The organism is Lelliottia nimipressuralis, from assembly GCF_004115925.1.
Lineage (GTDB): Bacteria > Pseudomonadota > Gammaproteobacteria > Enterobacterales > Enterobacteriaceae > Enterobacter > Enterobacter nimipressuralis.
The window spans coordinates 226,717-243,894 of sequence record NZ_SDDX01000015.1; the positions used below are offsets into that span (position 1 = coordinate 226,717).

At 53.6% G+C, this 17,178-nt stretch carries 17 protein-coding genes; 8 read left to right on the top strand and 9 right to left on the bottom strand.

The window, feature by feature from the left end; all coding sequences use genetic code 11:
• Positions 1 to 173: 173 nt before the first annotated feature.
• Genes rseC through rseD form a run of 5 tightly spaced genes read right to left on the bottom strand, consistent with a single transcriptional unit; the run spans position 174 to position 2,961 of the window.
• Complete coding sequence (gene rseC / locus ETG88_RS13770; protein ID WP_123427053.1) at positions 174 to 650, bottom strand: SoxR-reducing system protein RseC; 477 nt, start codon at positions 648 to 650, stop codon at positions 174 to 176.
• Positions 647 to 1,600, bottom strand: a complete 954-nt coding sequence (gene rseB / locus ETG88_RS13775; RefSeq protein WP_100779277.1) for a sigma-E factor regulatory protein RseB — start codon at positions 1,598 to 1,600, stop codon at positions 647 to 649. The genes rseC and rseB overlap by 4 nt, the downstream gene beginning before the upstream one ends.
• Positions 1,600 to 2,253, bottom strand: a complete 654-nt coding sequence (gene rseA / locus ETG88_RS13780; RefSeq protein WP_100779276.1) for an anti-sigma-E factor RseA — start codon at positions 2,251 to 2,253, stop codon at positions 1,600 to 1,602. The genes rseB and rseA overlap by 1 nt, the downstream gene beginning before the upstream one ends.
• Positions 2,254 to 2,284: 31 nt before the next feature.
• Positions 2,285 to 2,860: an RNA polymerase sigma factor RpoE gene (gene rpoE / locus ETG88_RS13785; RefSeq protein ID WP_100779275.1), complete on the bottom strand. Its 576-nt coding sequence runs from the start codon at positions 2,858 to 2,860 to the stop codon at positions 2,285 to 2,287.
• Positions 2,857 to 2,961: a rpoE leader peptide RseD gene (rseD, locus tag ETG88_RS13790; RefSeq protein WP_228483504.1), complete on the bottom strand. Its 105-nt coding sequence runs from the start codon at positions 2,959 to 2,961 to the stop codon at positions 2,857 to 2,859. Before rseD ends, rpoE begins: the two co-directional genes overlap by 4 nt.
• Positions 2,962 to 3,285: 324 nt before the next feature.
• Here rseD and nadB point away from each other — a divergent pair, with 324 nt between their 5' ends.
• Positions 3,286 to 4,905 carry an L-aspartate oxidase gene (nadB, locus tag ETG88_RS13800; protein WP_129035591.1) on the top strand — a complete coding sequence of 540 codons (1,620 nt, stop codon included), beginning with the start codon at positions 3,286 to 3,288 and terminating at the stop codon, positions 4,903 to 4,905.
• Here nadB and trmN read toward each other — a convergent pair.
• Positions 4,890 to 5,627: a tRNA(1)(Val) (adenine(37)-N(6))-methyltransferase TrmN gene (gene trmN / locus ETG88_RS13805; RefSeq protein ID WP_129035592.1), complete on the bottom strand. Its 738-nt coding sequence runs from the start codon at positions 5,625 to 5,627 to the stop codon at positions 4,890 to 4,892. The two genes, nadB and trmN, sit on opposite strands and share 16 nt — an antisense overlap.
• A gap of 131 nt (positions 5,628 to 5,758) precedes the next feature.
• Between trmN and srmB the strand changes: the two genes are divergently transcribed.
• Positions 5,759 to 7,090, top strand: coding sequence for an ATP-dependent RNA helicase SrmB (srmB, locus tag ETG88_RS13810; protein WP_100779272.1), 1,332 nt, complete (start codon positions 5,759 to 5,761; stop codon positions 7,088 to 7,090).
• A 52-nt stretch (positions 7,091 to 7,142) separates the two neighbouring features.
• On the opposite strand, the gene grcA is transcribed toward srmB, so the two are convergent.
• On the bottom strand, positions 7,143 to 7,526 hold the full coding sequence (grcA, locus tag ETG88_RS13815; protein ID WP_100779271.1) for an autonomous glycyl radical cofactor GrcA: 384 nt from the start codon (positions 7,524 to 7,526) through the stop codon (positions 7,143 to 7,145).
• 314 nt (positions 7,527 to 7,840) lie between these two features.
• Between grcA and ung the strand changes: the two genes are divergently transcribed.
• Positions 7,841 to 8,530 carry a uracil-DNA glycosylase gene (ung, locus tag ETG88_RS13820; protein ID WP_107703091.1) on the top strand — a complete coding sequence of 230 codons (690 nt, stop codon included), beginning with the start codon at positions 7,841 to 7,843 and terminating at the stop codon, positions 8,528 to 8,530.
• Positions 8,531 to 8,596: 66 nt separating this feature from the next.
• Here the strand turns inward: ung and ETG88_RS13825 are convergent, their stop codons facing one another.
• Complete coding sequence (locus tag ETG88_RS13825; RefSeq protein WP_129035593.1) at positions 8,597 to 9,694, bottom strand: tRNA/rRNA methyltransferase; 1,098 nt, start codon at positions 9,692 to 9,694, stop codon at positions 8,597 to 8,599.
• A 206-nt stretch (positions 9,695 to 9,900) separates the two neighbouring features.
• Between ETG88_RS13825 and trxC the strand changes: the two genes are divergently transcribed.
• The 5 genes from trxC (at position 9,901) to ETG88_RS13850 (ending at position 15,621) form a co-directional block, all read left to right on the top strand.
• Positions 9,901 to 10,320 (top strand): thioredoxin TrxC, encoded by a 420-nt coding sequence (gene trxC / locus ETG88_RS13830; RefSeq protein WP_100779268.1) that lies wholly within the window; start codon positions 9,901 to 9,903, stop codon positions 10,318 to 10,320.
• A 69-nt stretch (positions 10,321 to 10,389) separates the two neighbouring features.
• A complete protein-coding gene (tapT, locus tag ETG88_RS13835) occupies positions 10,390 to 11,088 on the top strand; it encodes a tRNA-uridine aminocarboxypropyltransferase (RefSeq protein ID WP_129035594.1) in 699 nt (232 codons plus the stop codon).
• 35 nt (positions 11,089 to 11,123) lie between these two features.
• On the top strand, positions 11,124 to 13,787 hold the full coding sequence (locus tag ETG88_RS13840) for a bifunctional acetate--CoA ligase family protein/GNAT family N-acetyltransferase (RefSeq protein WP_129035595.1): 2,664 nt from the start codon (positions 11,124 to 11,126) through the stop codon (positions 13,785 to 13,787).
• A 110-nt stretch (positions 13,788 to 13,897) separates the two neighbouring features.
• Positions 13,898 to 15,253, top strand: coding sequence for a CDP-diacylglycerol--serine O-phosphatidyltransferase (gene pssA, locus ETG88_RS13845; protein WP_100779265.1), 1,356 nt, complete (start codon positions 13,898 to 13,900; stop codon positions 15,251 to 15,253).
• 44 nt (positions 15,254 to 15,297) lie between these two features.
• On the top strand, positions 15,298 to 15,621 hold the full coding sequence (locus ETG88_RS13850; protein WP_129035596.1) for a YfiM family lipoprotein: 324 nt from the start codon (positions 15,298 to 15,300) through the stop codon (positions 15,619 to 15,621).
• Here the strand turns inward: ETG88_RS13850 and ETG88_RS13855 are convergent.
• Positions 15,618 to 16,913: an MFS transporter gene (locus tag ETG88_RS13855; protein ID WP_129035597.1), complete on the bottom strand. Its 1,296-nt coding sequence runs from the start codon at positions 16,911 to 16,913 to the stop codon at positions 15,618 to 15,620. The genes ETG88_RS13850 and ETG88_RS13855 overlap by 4 nt on opposite strands.
• Between the last annotated feature and the right edge of the window lie 265 nt (positions 16,914 to 17,178).

The following is a 17,178-nucleotide window of genomic DNA, read 5'->3' on the forward strand; positions in this document are numbered from 1 at the left end:
TTATGCCTTACGAATTCCTGGAGGCCGCTGTTCTTAGCCTGACGTTTTTCAGTGCGAAAACGCAGCATTCTACACTACATCTTCGTCACCAGGAAATGCTGTTAAAGCCAAGCATAGCGTCAGAGAAGGACGTTTTGTTTTATGGGATGTAAATAAAGATAAAGCCCGATGAATTATCGGGCTTCTGAAGAGAGCGTTTCCACACGCAGCATGTCTGGCGGAAGCCCCACGCTGAGGATAACGGGCTGCCAGGCTTCTTTCTCAGCAAGCTTTTGAGAAAAGCCGCGCGCCAGCATAAAACCGCCCACGCCGCCGAGCACTCCGCCGCTCATCGCCGCGAGATCGGTGCCAAACAGCATCTGGAAAATTCCGGCGACCACAAACAAACCCACCAGCGGGGAGAGATACACCAGCATGGCGGACCCCAGCAGGCTGCCTTCAGCAATCCCCAGTTCCACCTTTTGCCCAACAGCAAGCGGTTCTGCACTTGGCACAGAGATGGTGTGCGTGGTTTGCGGCCCCAGCTTATTGAGCACCCGGCTACCGCAGCCAGCGCGCGAGGCGCAGCTGTTGCATGACGCTTTCACGTCACAGCTCACTAGCGCAACGCCATTTTGCCACGAGACAACGGTGGCCCATTCTTTGATCATTGTGCGGCCCTGAATTTAATGCTGTCAGCAATGCGTTTCGCCGTCTGCGGTGGCAGTTCACCCACAATCGTGATTTCGGCGTTATCCCGCAGCGTCGTGCTCACGGTCCGGCGTCCGGTACGAAGCATTTGCTCGCTGCTGTTGGCAGACGCACGATTGATGTTCACCGAGAAGCTGAACAAGCCGTCAGAATAGAGACGCGACTCGACCGGCGTTTCAATGGTCGGAAGCTGACGACGGCTACTGGATATCTCGCTGAAACCTTGTGGGATCCACGCTGGCACCCAGTTGAAATTCACCGTATCGCCCGCAGGCACTGACAGAAGCGGCGGAAGGCTCGCTTTCGCCAAATTCTGCATGCTGTTACCCACCTGACCATTCACCGTAAAGGAAATCACGCGGAACTGCTCCAGCGTTTCGCCGTCCCGATCGAGGAGATCGACGCGCATCGGCAGTTTGCTCTCCGCATCCATCCACACGATGTAGCTATAGCGTGTGCCGTCTCTTGCCACTACGCGAATCACTTCACAAAGCCGGTCCGCAATGCGCGTACGGCCAACGGAAATGAAATCGTAGTAAGGCGACAGACGTTTGAAGTCGGTATAAACGAGGGCCGGGAGCGAGTCGACAATGTAATCGCCATTAAGCGTAAACGGCTCAAGGCCTGGCTCAAAGTAGCTGATTTCATTACCGCGCTGTACAACCTCACGGCGCGGGCCGTCGAGTTGTAAAAGCTGGGCGAGCGGCTGGTTATCAAGACGGGCATGGCGGTAGCGTAACGACTCTACACCTTGCTTGTTGATACTGATAAAGGCCAACTCGTAGTTGAGTGACTGGCTCGCCATATTCATCTGCTGCAACAACGCCCCGGACGATAAATCAGCCGAGGCGTTGGTAGAGAAGAACAGGCTACCCGCCACTAAGGACATGGCGCACCAAAGTTGCTTCATTACTGCGATTGCGTTCCTAAAGTTTGGTTTCCTGGCACTTGCACACCAGCCTGCTGGGTCTGTGCCTGCTCAAACTGGAGCTGCTCAGAGTGCAAACGACGCTGCAACTCATAGTCCTGCAGCATCGCATTAATGCGACGACGCTGTTCCTGGACCTGCTGTTGCTGGCCCGGGCTGACTGAGGCATCGGCAGATGGCACACCCAAGCTAACCGGACTTGCTTTACCCATCATCGGCAGTGTATTGAACACTGGCGCTTCAGGCTGCTGGTTAGCTTCTGATTGACCGTTATAGTGCTGGACGCCAACGATAACTGCAAGCGATACGCATGCAGCTACGCCCATTTGGGTCAATTGGCTCGCCCACGGGCGCACTTTTTTCCAGAATGGCATCTTCTGCCATTGATGCGGCGCAGGTTGAGCTTCAGGGATCAGCGGAGTGGTCTGATGTACAGGCTCGTTCTCAATTGCCGCCATTACGCGTGCTGAGATATCGAAATGGAGAACATCGCCCGTATCACCACGCATAGAGTCGCGGATGAGATGGTAACTCTCCCAGGTCTTTTGCATCTCGGGAGAGTGAGAGAGCTCGTTAAGCAGCTCACTGTCCAGCGTTTCACCATCCATTAAAGCGGAAAGTTTTTCTTTCTGCATGCCTAATACCTTTTCCAGTATCCCGCTATCGTCAACGCCTGATAAGCGGTTGAACTTTATTATCAATAGCTTCTCGCGCACGGAAGATTCGCGAACGAACCGTTCCGACCGGACAGTCCATGATAGCCGCTATCTCTTCATAGCTAAGTCCATCAAGCTCCCGCAAGGTAATTGCCATGCGTAAATCTTCCGGGAGTGCCTCGATCGTGCGAAAAACGATTTGTCTCAGTTCTTCTGACAACATTAAGTTCTCAGGGTTCGAAATTTCTTTCAATGCGCCGCCGCTTTCGAAGTTTTCAGCGTCTATTGCGTCCACATCCGTTGAAGGCGGACGACGGCCCTGAGCGACCAGATAATTCTTTGCTGTATTGACTGCAATACGATACAGCCAGGTGTAAAAAGCACTATCCCCCCGGAAAGAATCCAGCGCGCGATAGGCCTTTATGAAAGACTCTTGCACTACATCAGGAACATCTCCTGACGGTACATAGCGGGATACCAGACTCGCCACTTTATGCTGATAGCGAACCACCAGTAAGTTAAAGGCTTTCTGATCTCCCTTCTGGACCCGTTCAACCAGGACCTGGTCCGTTAACTGCTCGCTCATCCGAGGTAATGTCTCCCCAAACCTAAATTCCACGCGTTATCGAAACGCCACTCTAAAAACACTGCAATGTGAGCAAGCACGAGGTTAGAGGGTCTATTCATCAATAAGTTCCGTTACGCGTCTGTTTTTGTCCATCGTGTCGCAGACTGTTCATTTTCTCTCATTATAAGTCTGTTAACGATACGTACCCAATTTCTGATGAGAAATGGTATTTTTGCTGCCAGAAGAGTACCGCAACACAGGGTTTATTTCACCACATAATCTGAAGCTAACGATCTGCTTCGCAAAATATTTTCGTTCTTTTACGCCTTTTTTGAGGTTGTGTTTAAGTTTAGGCTGCGCAACAGCATTCAAAAAAAACGTGCGATTCATCGCATTCGGGTGCTATTCTGGCCAAACACTGTTTAGTAAATTAAACAAACATCATGAACACAACTCCAGAACTGCATTGTGATGTACTGATTATTGGCAGCGGCGCTGCCGGGCTCTCTCTGGCGCTTCGACTGGCCTCGCATCAGAAAGTGATCGTACTGAGCAAAGGCCCGATGAGCGAAGGCTCGACGTTCTATGCTCAGGGCGGTATTGCTGCGGTATTTGATGAAACGGACAGCATTGCATCGCACGTGGAGGACACGCTTATCGCTGGCGCAGGCATTGTCGATGAACACGCCGCAGAATTTGTGGCCAGCAACGCCCGTCACTGTGTGCAATGGCTTATCGATCAAGGCGTTTTGTTCGACACGCACGTTCAGCCGAATGGCGAAGAGGGGTATCACCTCACCCGTGAAGGCGGGCATAGCCACCGCCGCATCCTGCACGCAGCAGATGCAACGGGCAAAGAGGTCGAAACCACTTTAGTCGCTCAGGCACGGAATCACCCCAATATTCAGGTACTTGAACGCAGCAATGCGGTGGACCTGATTATCTCCGATAAAATTGGTCTGCCGGGCACGCGACGCGTTGTGGGAGCGTGGGTCTGGAACCGAAATAAAGAGACGGTTGAGACCTGTCAGGCTAAATCGGTGGTGCTGGCAACAGGTGGCGCATCGAAGGTGTATCAGTACACGACAAATCCGGATATCTCTTCAGGAGACGGGATCGCCATGGCGTGGCGTGCAGGTTGTCGCGTCGCCAATCTGGAGTTTAACCAGTTCCACCCAACCGCCCTGTTCCATCCGCAGGCGCGTAATTTCCTGCTTACCGAAGCCCTGCGTGGTGAAGGCGCGCATCTCAAGCGCCCCGACGGCACGCGCTTTATGCCAGACTTTGACCCGCGTGGTGAACTGGCCCCGCGCGATATCGTCGCTCGCGCCATTGACCACGAAATGAAACGTCTCGGCGTCGACTGTATGTATCTCGACATCAGCCACAAACCCGCCGATTTTGTGCGCCAGCACTTCCCGACTATCTATGAAAAATTGCTGGGGCTTGGGATTGATCTCACCAAAGAGCCGGTGCCAATCGTCCCTGCGGCGCACTATACCTGCGGCGGCGTGATGGTGGACGATCATGGCCATACGGATGTGGATGGGCTGTATGCCATCGGTGAGGTGAGTTATACCGGGCTTCACGGTGCGAACCGTATGGCGTCAAACTCGCTGCTGGAGTGCCTGGTTTACGGCTGGTCTGCCGCAGAAGATATCATCAAACGGATGCCCTACGCCCGTGAGGTGGCACACCTGCCTGCCTGGGATGAAAGCCGGGTGGATAATCCGGATGAACTGGTGGTCATCCAGCACAACTGGCATGAACTGCGGCTCTTTATGTGGGATTACGTCGGGATTGTGCGCACCACCAAACGTCTGGAGCGCGCCCTACGCCGGATTACGATGCTGCAGCAGGAAATTGACGAGTATTACGCCAATTTCCGCGTGTCTAACAATCTGCTGGAGCTGCGCAATCTGGTCCAGGTGGCGGAGCTGATTGTCCGCTGTGCGATGATGCGCAAAGAGAGTCGGGGCCTGCATTACACGCTGGACTACCCCGATCAACTGGCGGAGTCTGGTCCGTCGGTGCTGTCCCCTCTCATTCACATAAACAGATAAAATGCCTGAGTCAGTGCCGTGTAGGCTTCGGAATAACGCTGATCTGGCCCGCGAATCACCATCCTGTCGCTAAAGCACTCACCCTCTTTTGGGGAGAGTGCTAATAAAACGCGGTGCGGGAGTCTTGCTTCGTTGTCGGCGATATCCGTTCGCAGGCGTAAATACCAGCCGATATCGAGCGCTTTTTTGATAAACGCGTTACCGGTACTTTCGGGCAGAACAACGCAGAAAAATCCCTCTTCTGAGATTAAATTCGCCGCCGCCATTAACAGGGCGGTATGATCCAGCGAACCGGTGTATCGCGCCTGATCGCGTTCCGGCGTCGCGCATTCGACGCCAGGCTCAAAGTAAGGCGGGTTGCTGACTATCAGATCGTAGCGCGCCGTTTGCTCCGGCGCCCACGTGAGGATATCGGCGCATTCCACCTGAACGCGAGACGCCCACGGCGATTCGGCGGCATTGTCGCTGGCCTGACTGGCGGCCTGCGCATCGAGTTCAACGGCATTGATGGTGACGTGCTGCTCCGTGCGTTGCGCCAGCATCAGCGCCAGTAATCCACTTCCACTACCAATATCCAGAATTCGCTTAACCTTCGCGACGGGTGCCCACGCTCCCAGTAATATACCGTCAGTGCCGACTTTCATCGCACAGCGATCGTGGGCTACAAAGAACTGTTTAAACGTAAAACCATCGCGGCGCAGCTGCGCTTTGGGTTGAGACATGTCAAAGCAACCTTCTTAAATAAAACCGGATTAGCATAGGGGAAAGCGAAGTGGTGGAAAAGGGATATCCACAAACAGATGAAGATTGCAGCCATAACGTCTATAATCAGCGCCCCACACAGAGGTAGAACATGACTGTAACGACTTTTTCCGAACTTGAACTCGATGAGTGCCTGCTGGAAGCTCTCCAGAATAAAGGCTTCACACGCCCAACTGCCATCCAGGCGGCTGCTATTCCGCCTGCGTTAGAAGGCCGTGATGTACTCGGTTCTGCGCCGACAGGCACCGGTAAAACGGCGGCATACCTGCTGCCCGTCTTGCAGCATCTGATCGATTTCCCTCGCAAGAAATCTGGCCCACCGCGCATTCTTATCCTGACCCCAACACGTGAACTGGCCGTGCAGGTGGCAGAACATGCGCGTGAACTGGCCGCGAATACGCATCTGGATATCGCCACCATCACCGGCGGTGTTGCCTATATGAACCACGCCGAAGTGTTCAGTGAGAACCAGGATATTGTGGTGGCGACAACCGGACGCCTGATGCAGTACATCAAAGAAGAAAACTTTGACTGCCGTGCGGTGGAAACGCTGATCCTTGATGAAGCTGACCGCATGCTGGAACTCGGTTTTGCGCAGGACATCGAACACATTGCGGGCGAAACGCGCTGGCGCAAACAGACGATGCTGTTCTCCGCCACCCTGGAAGGTGACGCAATTAAAGACTTCGCTGAGCGTCTGCTCAACGAACCAGCGGAAGTGTCTGCGACGCCATCCACGCGCGAGCGCAAAAAGATCCACCAGTGGTATTACCGTGCCGATAACCTTGAGCACAAAGTCGAGTTGCTGAAACATCTGCTGAAACAAGATGATACCACCCGTACCATCGTGTTTGTGCGTAAACGCGAGCGTGTGCACGAGCTGGCGAACATGCTGCGTTCAGCCGGTATCGATAACTGCTATCTTGAAGGCGATATGCCTCAGGCGAAGCGTACCGAGGGGATTAAGCGTCTGACTGAAGGTCGCGTCAATGTGCTGGTTGCCACCGACGTCGCAGCGCGCGGTATCGATATTCCTGATGTCAGCCATGTCATTAACTTCGACATGCCGCGTACCGGTGACACCTACCTGCACCGTATCGGTCGTACCGGCCGTGCGGGTCGTAAAGGGATCGCTATCTCGCTGGTAGAAGCACACGACTACATGCTGCTCCTGAAAGTTGGCCGTTATATCGAAGAGCCATTGAAAGCTCGCGTCATTGATGAACTGCGTCCAACCACGCGCCCACCGAGCGAGAAGATGACGGGCAAACCGTCCAAGAAAGTGCTCGCGAAACGCGAAGAGAAGAAAAAAGAGCAGGCGAAAGAGAAGCCTCGCGTGAAGAACCGCCATCGCGATGCCAAAAACATTGGTAAGCGCCGTAAGCCAAGCGGTACGCCGCCAACATCGCAGAACGAAGAGTAAAAAAAAGCCGGGTTAATCACCCGGCTTTTTTATTCCCCCAAAACCTCAAGCCTTACAGGCTTTCAGTAAAGGTACGCGCGATAACGTCACGCTGTTGTTCTGGGGTGAGAGAGTTGAAGCGTACCGCGTAGCCAGAAACACGGATAGTCAGCTGCGGGTATTTTTCTGGGTTCTTAACCGCATCTTCCAGGGTTTCACGACGCAGAACGTTAACGTTCAGGTGCTGACCGCCTTCCACGCGAACTTCCGGCTGGATGTCCATTGGGATTTCGCGGTATTCGATTTCACCCAGTTTGTTGACCGGAACGATTTCGTCTTCAGCAAAACCGGCTTTCGCAACCACACAACGTGCTTCGCCTTTTTCGCTGTCCAGCAGCCAGAAAGAGTTGAGCAGGTCGTCGTTAGCAGCTTTAGTAATTTGGATACCTGTAATCATGTCATGCCTCCAGGGCTACATTAATTAATGAATGTCGGCCTCTCGCGGCCAATTGGTAAAACCATTGTTGCTTGAGTGTATATATATCAGCCGGCACCCCATGATTCTTTGATTTAAATCAACAAAAACCGCAACCACACAAATAGTGTGGTTTGATTTTGTTGTTTCAGATCAATTTTACAGAGCCAGCTTTCTGCCCTGATTTGAGTATTTCAAATTAAATTGAAAGACTTAGCCGTAAATGTCGCGCGGAATTTTGCTCCCTTCCCTGAAAAGGTTAAGCTAGGCGCAATTGAGATATGCAGGAGAGCATGATGACGACCCCTTTGACATGGCATGACGTGCTGGCAGATGAAAAGCAACAACCTTATTTTGTGAATACGCTCAGTACCGTCGCGCAGGAGCGGCAATCCGGTCAAACGATCTATCCTCCCCAGAAGGATGTGTTTAACGCCTTTCGTTACACCGAACTGAATGATGTGAAAGTGGTCATTCTGGGTCAGGATCCCTACCACGGCCCTGGACAGGCGCACGGTCTGGCGTTTTCGGTTCGTCCTGGGATCGCAACACCCCCTTCCCTGCTGAATATGTATAAAGAGCTGGAAGGATCGATGCCAGGCTTTACCCGTCCGGCGCACGGTTATCTTGAAAGCTGGGCGCGTCAGGGCGTACTGCTGCTCAATACCGTGTTAACGGTTCGCGCGGGACAGGCTCACTCCCACGCCAGTCTTGGCTGGGAAACCTTTACGGATAAAGTCATCAGCCTTATCAATGAACATTGTGAAGGCGTGGTGTTTTTACTGTGGGGCGCACATGCGCAGAAGAAAGGGGCAATTATCGATGCCCAGCGTCATCATGTTCTGAAAGCGCCGCATCCCTCTCCACTGTCGGCTCACCGCGGATTTTTTGGCTGTAACCACTTTGTTCTGACCAATGAATGGCTGAAAAAACGCAATGAAGCGCCAATCGACTGGATGCCCGTGTTACCGGCTGAAAGCGAGTGATTTTTCGGAAGGGATAAAAATAATTATGCCCGGCTATCACCGGGCATAATTGTAGACAACGCAATATTATGCTTTGTTCTGACGCCACCATTCAGCCAGCAGGACGCCGGTTGCAACGGAAACGTTGAGGCTTTCTACTTTACCTGTTCCGTCGATTGAGACGCTCAGGTCGGCAGTAGAGAGCGCGGCATCGGACAGACCATCACGTTCCTGACCCAGTACCAATACCATTTTGCGCGGCAGCGTCGCTTTGAACAGCGGCGTACCTTTATGGCTGGAGGTGGTCACGATGGAGTAACCCGCCTGGCGGAACTCTTCGATGGCATCCAGAACGCTTTCGCCAGTAATCGGCTGCACATGTTCCGCACCGCCTTCGGCTGTACGAATCGCGGCACCGGATTCGACAATCGCCGCATCCTGCAACAACACACCTTTCACGCCGAAATGGGCGCAGCTACGCATCATCGCCCCCAGGTTGTGCGGGTTGCCCACATCTTCCAGTGCCAGTACGCAGTCATCGGCATCAGCCTGGCTGACCCATTGCTGTACAGTAGTGCCGTTACGTTTTTTGATCAGGAAGCAGACGCCGCCGTGATGCTCAGTACCGGATGCTTTGGTCAGCTCCGCGTCATCTACCACATGGTAGGCTTTGCGGTTTGCAGCCATCCAGCGCAGGGCCTCTTTGAAACGCGGCGTGACGCTCTGGATAAACCAGGCGCGAACGATGCATTCAGGACGGCTCTGGAACAGGGCCTGACAGGCGTTTTCGCCATAGACTCGGGTCTCTTCTGCGCGTTGACGGCGCAGGACTTCCGGATCGATAAAGCTCTTACCACTGATTCCGCCGTGATCGGCTTTTGCCGGCGCTTCTTCACCCGGTGCACGGGAAACGGTGCGCCATGGGGATGCATCACGAGGGAAATCATCGCGTGGACGGTCATCGCGACGGCGATCGTCAAGCTTACGGTCATCACGTTTGCGGTCATCACCGCGGTTATTTCTGTCATCGCGGGCGGGGCGACGGCCACCGTCTGCACGAGATGGTCCCGGACGGCCCCCACCCTTTCCGGTACGCGGATTTTGGGTGCGTTTGTCAGAATCATCATCACTGCGGACATACATCACTTTGACCTTGCCGCTTTTATTCTTCAGTTCGTCGTTCATGCTTTTCTCCACCAGCGCTGCGCGAAGCGCGCAGATTACCCGATGTGTCAGCGCATAGCCATTATTTCATACAAAAGCCTGTGACTATTGTTCCCATTGAATAAAACGCATTGTCGTTTCAAACAAGCTCAATGATAATATGTAACATATCAGAAACATTATCGGCACTTTGCCGCTTTGTCCCACTGCTCTATCAGAGGTTAGTTATGAATACCGTATGTGCCAACTGCCAGGCTCTCAATCGCATTCCGGATGACCGAATTGATGATGGAGCGAAATGCGGGCGTTGCGGTCATGAGCTTTTCGATGGCGACGTGATTAACGCAACCGGTGAAACCCTCGATAAATTACTGAAAGACGATCTGCCGGTAGTCGTGGACTTCTGGGCACCCTGGTGCGGCCCATGCCGTAACTTTGCGCCGATTTTTGAAGATGTCGCCGAAGAGCGCAGCGGTAAAATGCGCTTTGTGAAGGTCAATACAGAAGCGGAACGCGAGCTGAGTGCGCGATTCCGTATTCGCAGCATTCCCACCATCATGATTTTCAAAAAGGGTGAAGTCGTGGATATGCTCAACGGTGCCGTACCAAAGGCACCTTTCGAAAGCTGGCTGAACGAAACGCTCTGACAATCACGGGGCACTGCTTGTGCCCCGCTGTTCCCTCTGCGAGAATGGCGTTTTTTCTGCGCCTCTTCCATGACTGATAACGCCGTACTTCAATTGCGCGCCGAACGCCTGGCGCGTGCGACCCGCCCTTTTCTTGCCCGAGGCAACCGCATTCGTCGCTGCCAGCGCTGCCTGTTGCCGCTAAAACAGTGTCTGTGTGAGACGCTGGCTGCGAGCCACGCACAGAGCCGTTTCTGCCTGGTGATGTTTGACACCGAGCCGATGAAACCCAGCAATACCGGACGGTTAATCGCCGATATTCTGCCGAATACGGCCGCATTTCAGTGGTCCCGCACCGAGCCGCCGCAGGCACTGCTCGATCTGGTCGCCAGTCCCGATTATCAACCCATGGTGGTGTTTCCCGCCTCCTATGCCGGTGAAAGCCGCAAGGTGATCGCCGCGCCGCCCACCGGCAAACCGCCGCTGTTTATTATGCTGGACGGTACCTGGACCGAAGCGCGAAAAATGTTCCGCAAAAGCCCGTATCTGGATGCACTGCCGGTGATCTCCGTCGATCTCTCCCGCGTGTCAGCCTATCGCCTGCGTGAAGCCCATGCCGAGGGACAATATTGTACGGCGGAGGTGGCTATCGCCCTGTTAGATCTGGCGAATGACACCGAGGCCGCCAGCGCCCTGGGCCGCCATTTTTCCTGTTTCCGCGAGCGTTACCTGGCAGGAAAACCCACACATCAGGCCAGCATCACAGCAGAAGAGCCGGAAAGCGTTTAAAATCATCAGGTCACTCGCGTTAACAGGAGACTTGTATGAGCCAGCGAGGGCTAGAAGCGCTACTCCGCCCTAAATCCATCGCCGTGATCGGAGCCTCGATGAAGCCCGATCGCGCCGGATATTTAATGATGCGCAACCTGCTGGCCGGGGGCTTTAATGGCCCTGTCATGCCTGTCACTCCCGCTTATAAAGCCGTTCAGGGCGTCCTCGCCTGGCCGGACATACAGAGCCTGCCGTTTGTCCCCGATCTTGCCATCCTCTGTACGCACGCCAAACGCAATCTCGCTCTGCTCGACGCGCTGGGTGAGAAAGGTTGTAAAACCTGCATTATTCTCTCTTCGCCGCCAGAACAGCAGGCCGAACTGCTGGCCAGCGCGAGCCGGTACCAGATGCGTTTGCTTGGTCCTAATAGTCTTGGATTGCTGGCGCCGTGGCAGGGGCTGAATGCCAGCTTTTCTCCTGTGCCGATTCGAAAAGGCAAACTGGCGTTTATCTCTCAGTCTGCCGCCGTGTCCAACACTATTCTTGACTGGGCGCAGCAGCGTGAAATGGGCTTTTCGTATTTCATCGCGCTGGGCGATAGCCTGGATATTGATGTCGACGAGCTGCTCGATTTCCTGGCGCGCGACAGTAAAACCAGCGCGATACTTCTCTATCTGGAGCACTTAACTGATGCCCGACGTTTTGTTTCTGCTGCGCGTAGCGCATCACGTAATAAACCGATTCTGGTGATCAAAAGTGGCCGTAGTCCCGCAGCGCAGAAATTATTGCACTCTCACTCAGGCATGGACCCGGCCTGGGATGCGGCCATTCAGCGCGCTGGTTTGCTGCGCGTGCAGGATACGCACGAGCTTTTCTCGGCCGTAGAAACCCTGAGCCATATGCGCCCGCTGCGTGGCGAAAGGCTGATGATTTTAAGTAACGGTGCAGCCCCCGCAGCGCTCGCCCTCGATGAGCTGTGGTTGCGTAACGGGAAACTCGCCACCCTGAGCGATGAGACGATTCAGCGGCTTAAAGAAGCACTGCCTGCCAGCGTCACGCCGGGAAACCCGCTGGATCTGCGGGATGACGCCAGTAGCGAGCGCTATATCAACGCGATCTCCCTGTTGCTGGATAGCCAGGATTTTGACGCGCTGATGGTGATTCATTCCCCCAGCGCCGTCGCCCCCGGTAGCCAAAGCGCACGCGCGCTGATTGATGCCGTCAAAAACCATCCACGTGGCAAATATGTCACGCTGTTAACCAACTGGTGCGGAGAATACTCCTCTCAGGAAGCGCGGCGTTTGTTCAGCGAGGCAGGACTGCCCACCTACCGCACGCCGGAAGGCACTATTACTGCGTTTATGCATATGGTGGAGTACCGCCGCAACCAAAAGCAACTGCGTGAAACGCCCGCATTGCCCGGCAATCTGGCCGCCAATGCGACCGAAGCGCACAACCTGTTACGCCAGGCCATTGAGGACGGTGCGTCTTCTCTGGATACCCATGAAGTACGACCCATTCTGGATGCCTATGGTATGCAGACTTTACCCACCTGGATTGCGAGCGACAGCGCCGAGGCGGTGCATATTGCCGAGCAGATTGGTTATCCGGTGGCGTTAAAACTTCGTTCGCCGGATATTCCGCATAAGTCGGATGTGCAGGGGGTGATGCTTTATCTGCGCACAGCCGCAGAAGTTCAGCAGGCCGCCGAGGCGATTTTTGACCGCGTAAAAATGGCCTGGCCGCAGGCGCGAGTTCACGGGCTTCTGGTGCAGAGTATGGCGAATCGCGCCGGAGCGCAGGAATTACGAGTCGTGGTTGAACACGATCCGGTTTTTGGCCCGTTGATTATGCTGGGTGAAGGCGGTGTTGAGTGGCGACCGGCAGAACAGGCCGTGGTTGCCCTGCCGCCGCTGAACATGAATCTGGCTCGCTATCTGGTGATTCAGGCCATTAAGAGCAAAAAGATCCGTGGTCGCAGCGCGCTCCAGCCTTTAGATATTATCGGGCTGAGCCAGTTTCTGGTCCAGGTCTCTAACCTGATCGTCGATTGTGCTGAGATTCAGCGGCTGGATATTCATCCGCTGCTGGCGTCGGGCAATGAATTTATCGCCCTGGATGTCACATTGGATATTGCGCCCTTTACAGGTGATCGCGAAAGCAGACTGGCCATTCGCCCATACCCCTTGCAACTGGAAGAGTGGGTGGAGATGAAAAATGGCGAGCAGGTGCTGTTTCGCCCGATCCTGCCCGAGGATGAACCGCAGCTGCGAGCCTTTATCGCTCAGGTGACGAAAGAAGATTTGTACTATCGCTACTTTAGCGAAATCAGCGAATTTACCCATGAAGATTTAGCCAATATGACCCAGATCGACTACGATCGGGAAATGGCGTTTGTTGCCGTTCGCCATCGTGATGAAGGCGATGAGATCCTGGGTGTCACGCGGGCAATTTCCGATCCTGACAACGTGGATGCCGAGTTTGCCGTGCTGGTCCGCTCCGATCTGAAAGGCCTTGGTCTCGGTCGGCGTTTGCTGGAAAAACTGATTGGCTATACCCGAGATCACGGTTTGCTCTGCCTGAATGGCATTACTATGCCGAATAACCGCGGCATGATTACCCTGGCGCGTAAACTCGGATTCGACGTAGATATTCAGCTGGATGAGGGAATTGTCGCCCTCTCGCTCCGCCTGGCATCGACGTCTGCTCAAGAGTAAGGTACTGGAAATGTTGACCACTTTCGTCAGTTCTGGTGGTATCATTGTCCGCTTATGTTGTCTGCAGATGCCAGATGACCCTTCAATGAACAGAGAAGATACGCACTGTGATGTTGTCAAAATTTAAGCGTAATAAACATCAACAACACCTTGCTCAACTACCGAAGATTTCTCAGTCAGTTGATGATGTCGAGTTCTTTTATGCTCCCGCCCATTTCAGGGAGACGCTTCTGGAAAAGATTGCGAGTGCCACGCAACGTATTTGCATTGTGGCGCTTTATCTCGAACAGGATGAAGGTGGACGCGCGATTTTAAGCGCGGTCTATGAAGCTAAACGCCAGCGCCCGGAACTGGACGTTCGTATACTGGTTGACTGGCACCGTGCGCAGCGTGGACGAATTGGTGCTGCCGCATCCAACACCAATGCCGACTGGTACTGCCGTATGGCACAGGAAAACCCAGGCGTTGACGTCCGTGTGTATGGTGTTCCTGTCAATACGCGCGAAGCCCTGGGCGTTCTGCATTTCAAAGGATTCATCATTGATGACAGTGTGCTGTACAGCGGCGCCAGCCTCAATGACGTTTACCTGCATCAGCTCGATAAGTATCGCTACGACCGCTACCACCTGATTCGCAATGCGCAGATGGCGGACATCATGTTTAACTGGGTCGATCAAAACCTGGTTCATGGTCGTGGCGTCAATCGTCTTGACGATCCGAATCGTCCAAAAAGCCCGGAAATTAAAAACGACATCCGCCTTTTCCGTCAGGAATTGCGCGATGCGGTTTATCATTTCCAGGGGGACGCGAATAATGAACAGCTGTCCGTTACGCCGCTGGTCGGGCTAGGAAAATCCAGCCTGCTGAACAAGACCATCTATCATCTGATGCCGTGTACTGAGCAGAAGCTGACGATCTGTACGCCGTACTTCAACTTACCGGCAATCCTGGTGCGTAATATTATCCAGCTGCTGCGCGATGGTAAAAAAGTCGAAATCATCGTTGGGGATAAAACCGCAAACGACTTCTTTATTCCGGAAGATCAGCCGTTCAAAATTATCGGTGCGTTGCCCTATCTTTATGAAATCAACCTGCGTCGCTTCCTGAGCCGCTTGCAGTATTACGTCAACACCGATCAACTGGTGGTGCGCCTCTGGAAAGACGAAGACAACAGCTATCATTTGAAGGGGATGTGGGTTGATGATGACTGGATGCTGCTGACCGGGAACAACCTCAACCCGCGCGCCTGGCGCCTGGATCTGGAAAACGCCATTCTGATCCACGATCCGCGACATGAGCTTTCAGCCCAGCGTGAACGTGAACTTGAGCTGATTCGTACCCATACGACTACCGTTCGCCATTACCGCGATCTGCAAAGTATTGCGGACTACCCGGTGAAAGTGCGTAAGCTTATCCGCCGTTTACGCCGTATTCGTATTGACCGTCTGATTAGCCGCATTCTGTAACGACCAGGCCCTGTCAGTGACGGGGCTTTTTTTTGGAGTCTGTTATGCGCGTTTTGCTCCTGCTCATTTCTCTATTACTTTCAGGATGCAGTCATATGGCTAATGACAGCTGGCAGGGTCAGGATAAAGCCCAGCACTTTATCGCGTCAGCGATGCTTTCCGCCGCCGGTAATGAATACGCGCAGCACCAGGGTGTGAGCCGCGATCGCAGCGCCGTTTACGGATTCATGTTCTCCGTCAGTCTTGGCGCATCGAAAGAGTTATGGGACAGCTGCCCTGCAGGGAGCGGCTGGAGCTGGAAAGATTTTGCCTGGGATGTTGCCGGTGCCACCACCGGCTATGCGGTGTGGCAACTGGCACATTATTAAAGACGAATGCCTTTCCCTTTGCGGTGTAGCATCAGTGAGACAATAAACGCCAACGCCCCCATCACGGTGACATACCAGAAAAAGGTGTTTTCACTGCCTACCGATTTCAGTGTTAACGCGACATATTCTGCCGAACCGCCGAAGAGTGCATTAGCAACCGCATACGACAATCCCACTCCCAGAGCGCGGACCTGAGCAGGGAACATTTCTGCTTTCAATATTCCGCTTATCGACGTGTAAAAACTCACGATAATCATCGCCACCATCACAAGTGCGAAGGCTGCATAGGGAGATGATACATGTTGCAGCGCGGACAAGATTGGGACTGTACAAAGCGCGGATAACCCGCCAAAGATGAGCATGGATGTCCGCCGCCCGATTCTGTCTGACAGTGCACCAATCAATGGCTGAATCAGCATGAACACAAACAAAGCAGCCGTCATGACGATACTGGCCACATTGGCATGCATCCCGGTGGTATTCACCAGGTACTTTTGCATATAAGTGGTGAACGTGTAGAAGCTCAGCGAACCGCCAGCGGTAAACCCTAACACCATCACAAAGGCTTTTCGGTTGCGCCATAACCCTTTCAGCGAGCCTGCTTCTTTCAGTGCCCTCACCTCTTTTTGCGAGGTTTCATCAAGCTGTCGGCGCAGCCAAAGAGCCACGACCGCCAGAACCGCTCCCAGCGCAAAAGGTATGCGCCATCCCCAAGAATGTAATTGCTCATCCGTCAGCACCTGCTGCAGAACAACCACCACTAAAATAGCCAGCAGCTGCCCGCCGATCAGTGTGACGTACTGGAAGGAGGCATAAAAACCTTTCCGCCCTTCCACAGCAACTTCACTCATGTAGGTAGCACTTGTACCGTATTCACCGCCGACGGAAAGGCCCTGGAACAATCGAGCCAGTAATAACAGCGCGGGTGCCCACGTCCCGATCGTGTCATATCCCGGCAGACAGGCAATCACCAGCGATCCGAGGCACATCATGCAGACAGAGATCAGCATTGAGGTTTTACGCCCTTGTCTGTCTGCAATTCGGCCAAACAGCCAGCCGCCAATTGGACGCATCAGAAATCCTGCAGCAAATACCCCTGCGGTTTGGAGCAACTGGGTAGTCGTGTTGCCGGACGGAAAAAAGATATGAGCAAAATAGAGGGAACAAAACGAGTAAACGTAGAAGTCGAACCATTCAACCAGGTTGCCGGATGACGCGCTGACAATCGCCCATACTCTGCGCCGGGTATCGCTGTCAGCCAGCGTCCCGTGCGATGTAATACCTTCGGTCATTTAAGTGTGCTCCTGCCATAAGACTTAAGCGTGTTGGACGCTAAGATCCAATCATTTAGTAAATGAAATGTTATATTTTTGTTATATTTAACATTGTGATTTGAATCACACATTTACTTAGCAGGGTAATCGATTAGGAGGAATACCAGGAATGGAACTGAGTGGTGAGAAAGTTTCACGGAGGGAAACAGAGGAATAAACAAGAAAGGACAAAAACGCAAAGAGGCCATCCTTGCGGATGGCCTCTTCACTTGTTTGATGCCTG

Bases quoted from the DNA above. Each gene is read 5' to 3' on its own strand.
- rseC (WP_123427053.1), bottom strand. From the start codon at position 650: ATGATCAAAGAATGGGCCACCGTTGTCTCGTGGCAAAATGGCGTTGCG.
- rseB (WP_100779277.1), bottom strand. From the start codon at position 1,600: ATGAAGCAACTTTGGTGCGCCATGTCCTTAGTGGCGGGTAGCCTGTTC.
- rseA (WP_100779276.1), bottom strand. From the start codon at position 2,253: ATGCAGAAAGAAAAACTTTCCGCTTTAATGGATGGTGAAACGCTGGAC.
- rpoE (WP_100779275.1), bottom strand. From the start codon at position 2,860: ATGAGCGAGCAGTTAACGGACCAGGTCCTGGTTGAACGGGTCCAGAAG.
- rseD (WP_228483504.1), bottom strand. From the start codon at position 2,961: ATGAATAGACCCTCTAACCTCGTGCTTGCTCACATTGCAGTGTTTTTA.
- nadB (WP_129035591.1), top strand. From the start codon at position 3,286: ATGAACACAACTCCAGAACTGCATTGTGATGTACTGATTATTGGCAGC.
- trmN (WP_129035592.1), bottom strand. From the start codon at position 5,627: ATGTCTCAACCCAAAGCGCAGCTGCGCCGCGATGGTTTTACGTTTAAA.
- srmB (WP_100779272.1), top strand. From the start codon at position 5,759: ATGACTGTAACGACTTTTTCCGAACTTGAACTCGATGAGTGCCTGCTG.
- grcA (WP_100779271.1), bottom strand. From the start codon at position 7,526: ATGATTACAGGTATCCAAATTACTAAAGCTGCTAACGACGACCTGCTC.
- ung (WP_107703091.1), top strand. From the start codon at position 7,841: ATGACGACCCCTTTGACATGGCATGACGTGCTGGCAGATGAAAAGCAA.
- ETG88_RS13825 (WP_129035593.1), bottom strand. From the start codon at position 9,694: ATGAACGACGAACTGAAGAATAAAAGCGGCAAGGTCAAAGTGATGTAT.
- trxC (WP_100779268.1), top strand. From the start codon at position 9,901: ATGAATACCGTATGTGCCAACTGCCAGGCTCTCAATCGCATTCCGGAT.
- tapT (WP_129035594.1), top strand. From the start codon at position 10,390: ATGACTGATAACGCCGTACTTCAATTGCGCGCCGAACGCCTGGCGCGT.
- ETG88_RS13840 (WP_129035595.1), top strand. From the start codon at position 11,124: ATGAGCCAGCGAGGGCTAGAAGCGCTACTCCGCCCTAAATCCATCGCC.
- pssA (WP_100779265.1), top strand. From the start codon at position 13,898: ATGTTGTCAAAATTTAAGCGTAATAAACATCAACAACACCTTGCTCAA.
- ETG88_RS13850 (WP_129035596.1), top strand. From the start codon at position 15,298: ATGCGCGTTTTGCTCCTGCTCATTTCTCTATTACTTTCAGGATGCAGT.
- ETG88_RS13855 (WP_129035597.1), bottom strand. From the start codon at position 16,913: ATGACCGAAGGTATTACATCGCACGGGACGCTGGCTGACAGCGATACC.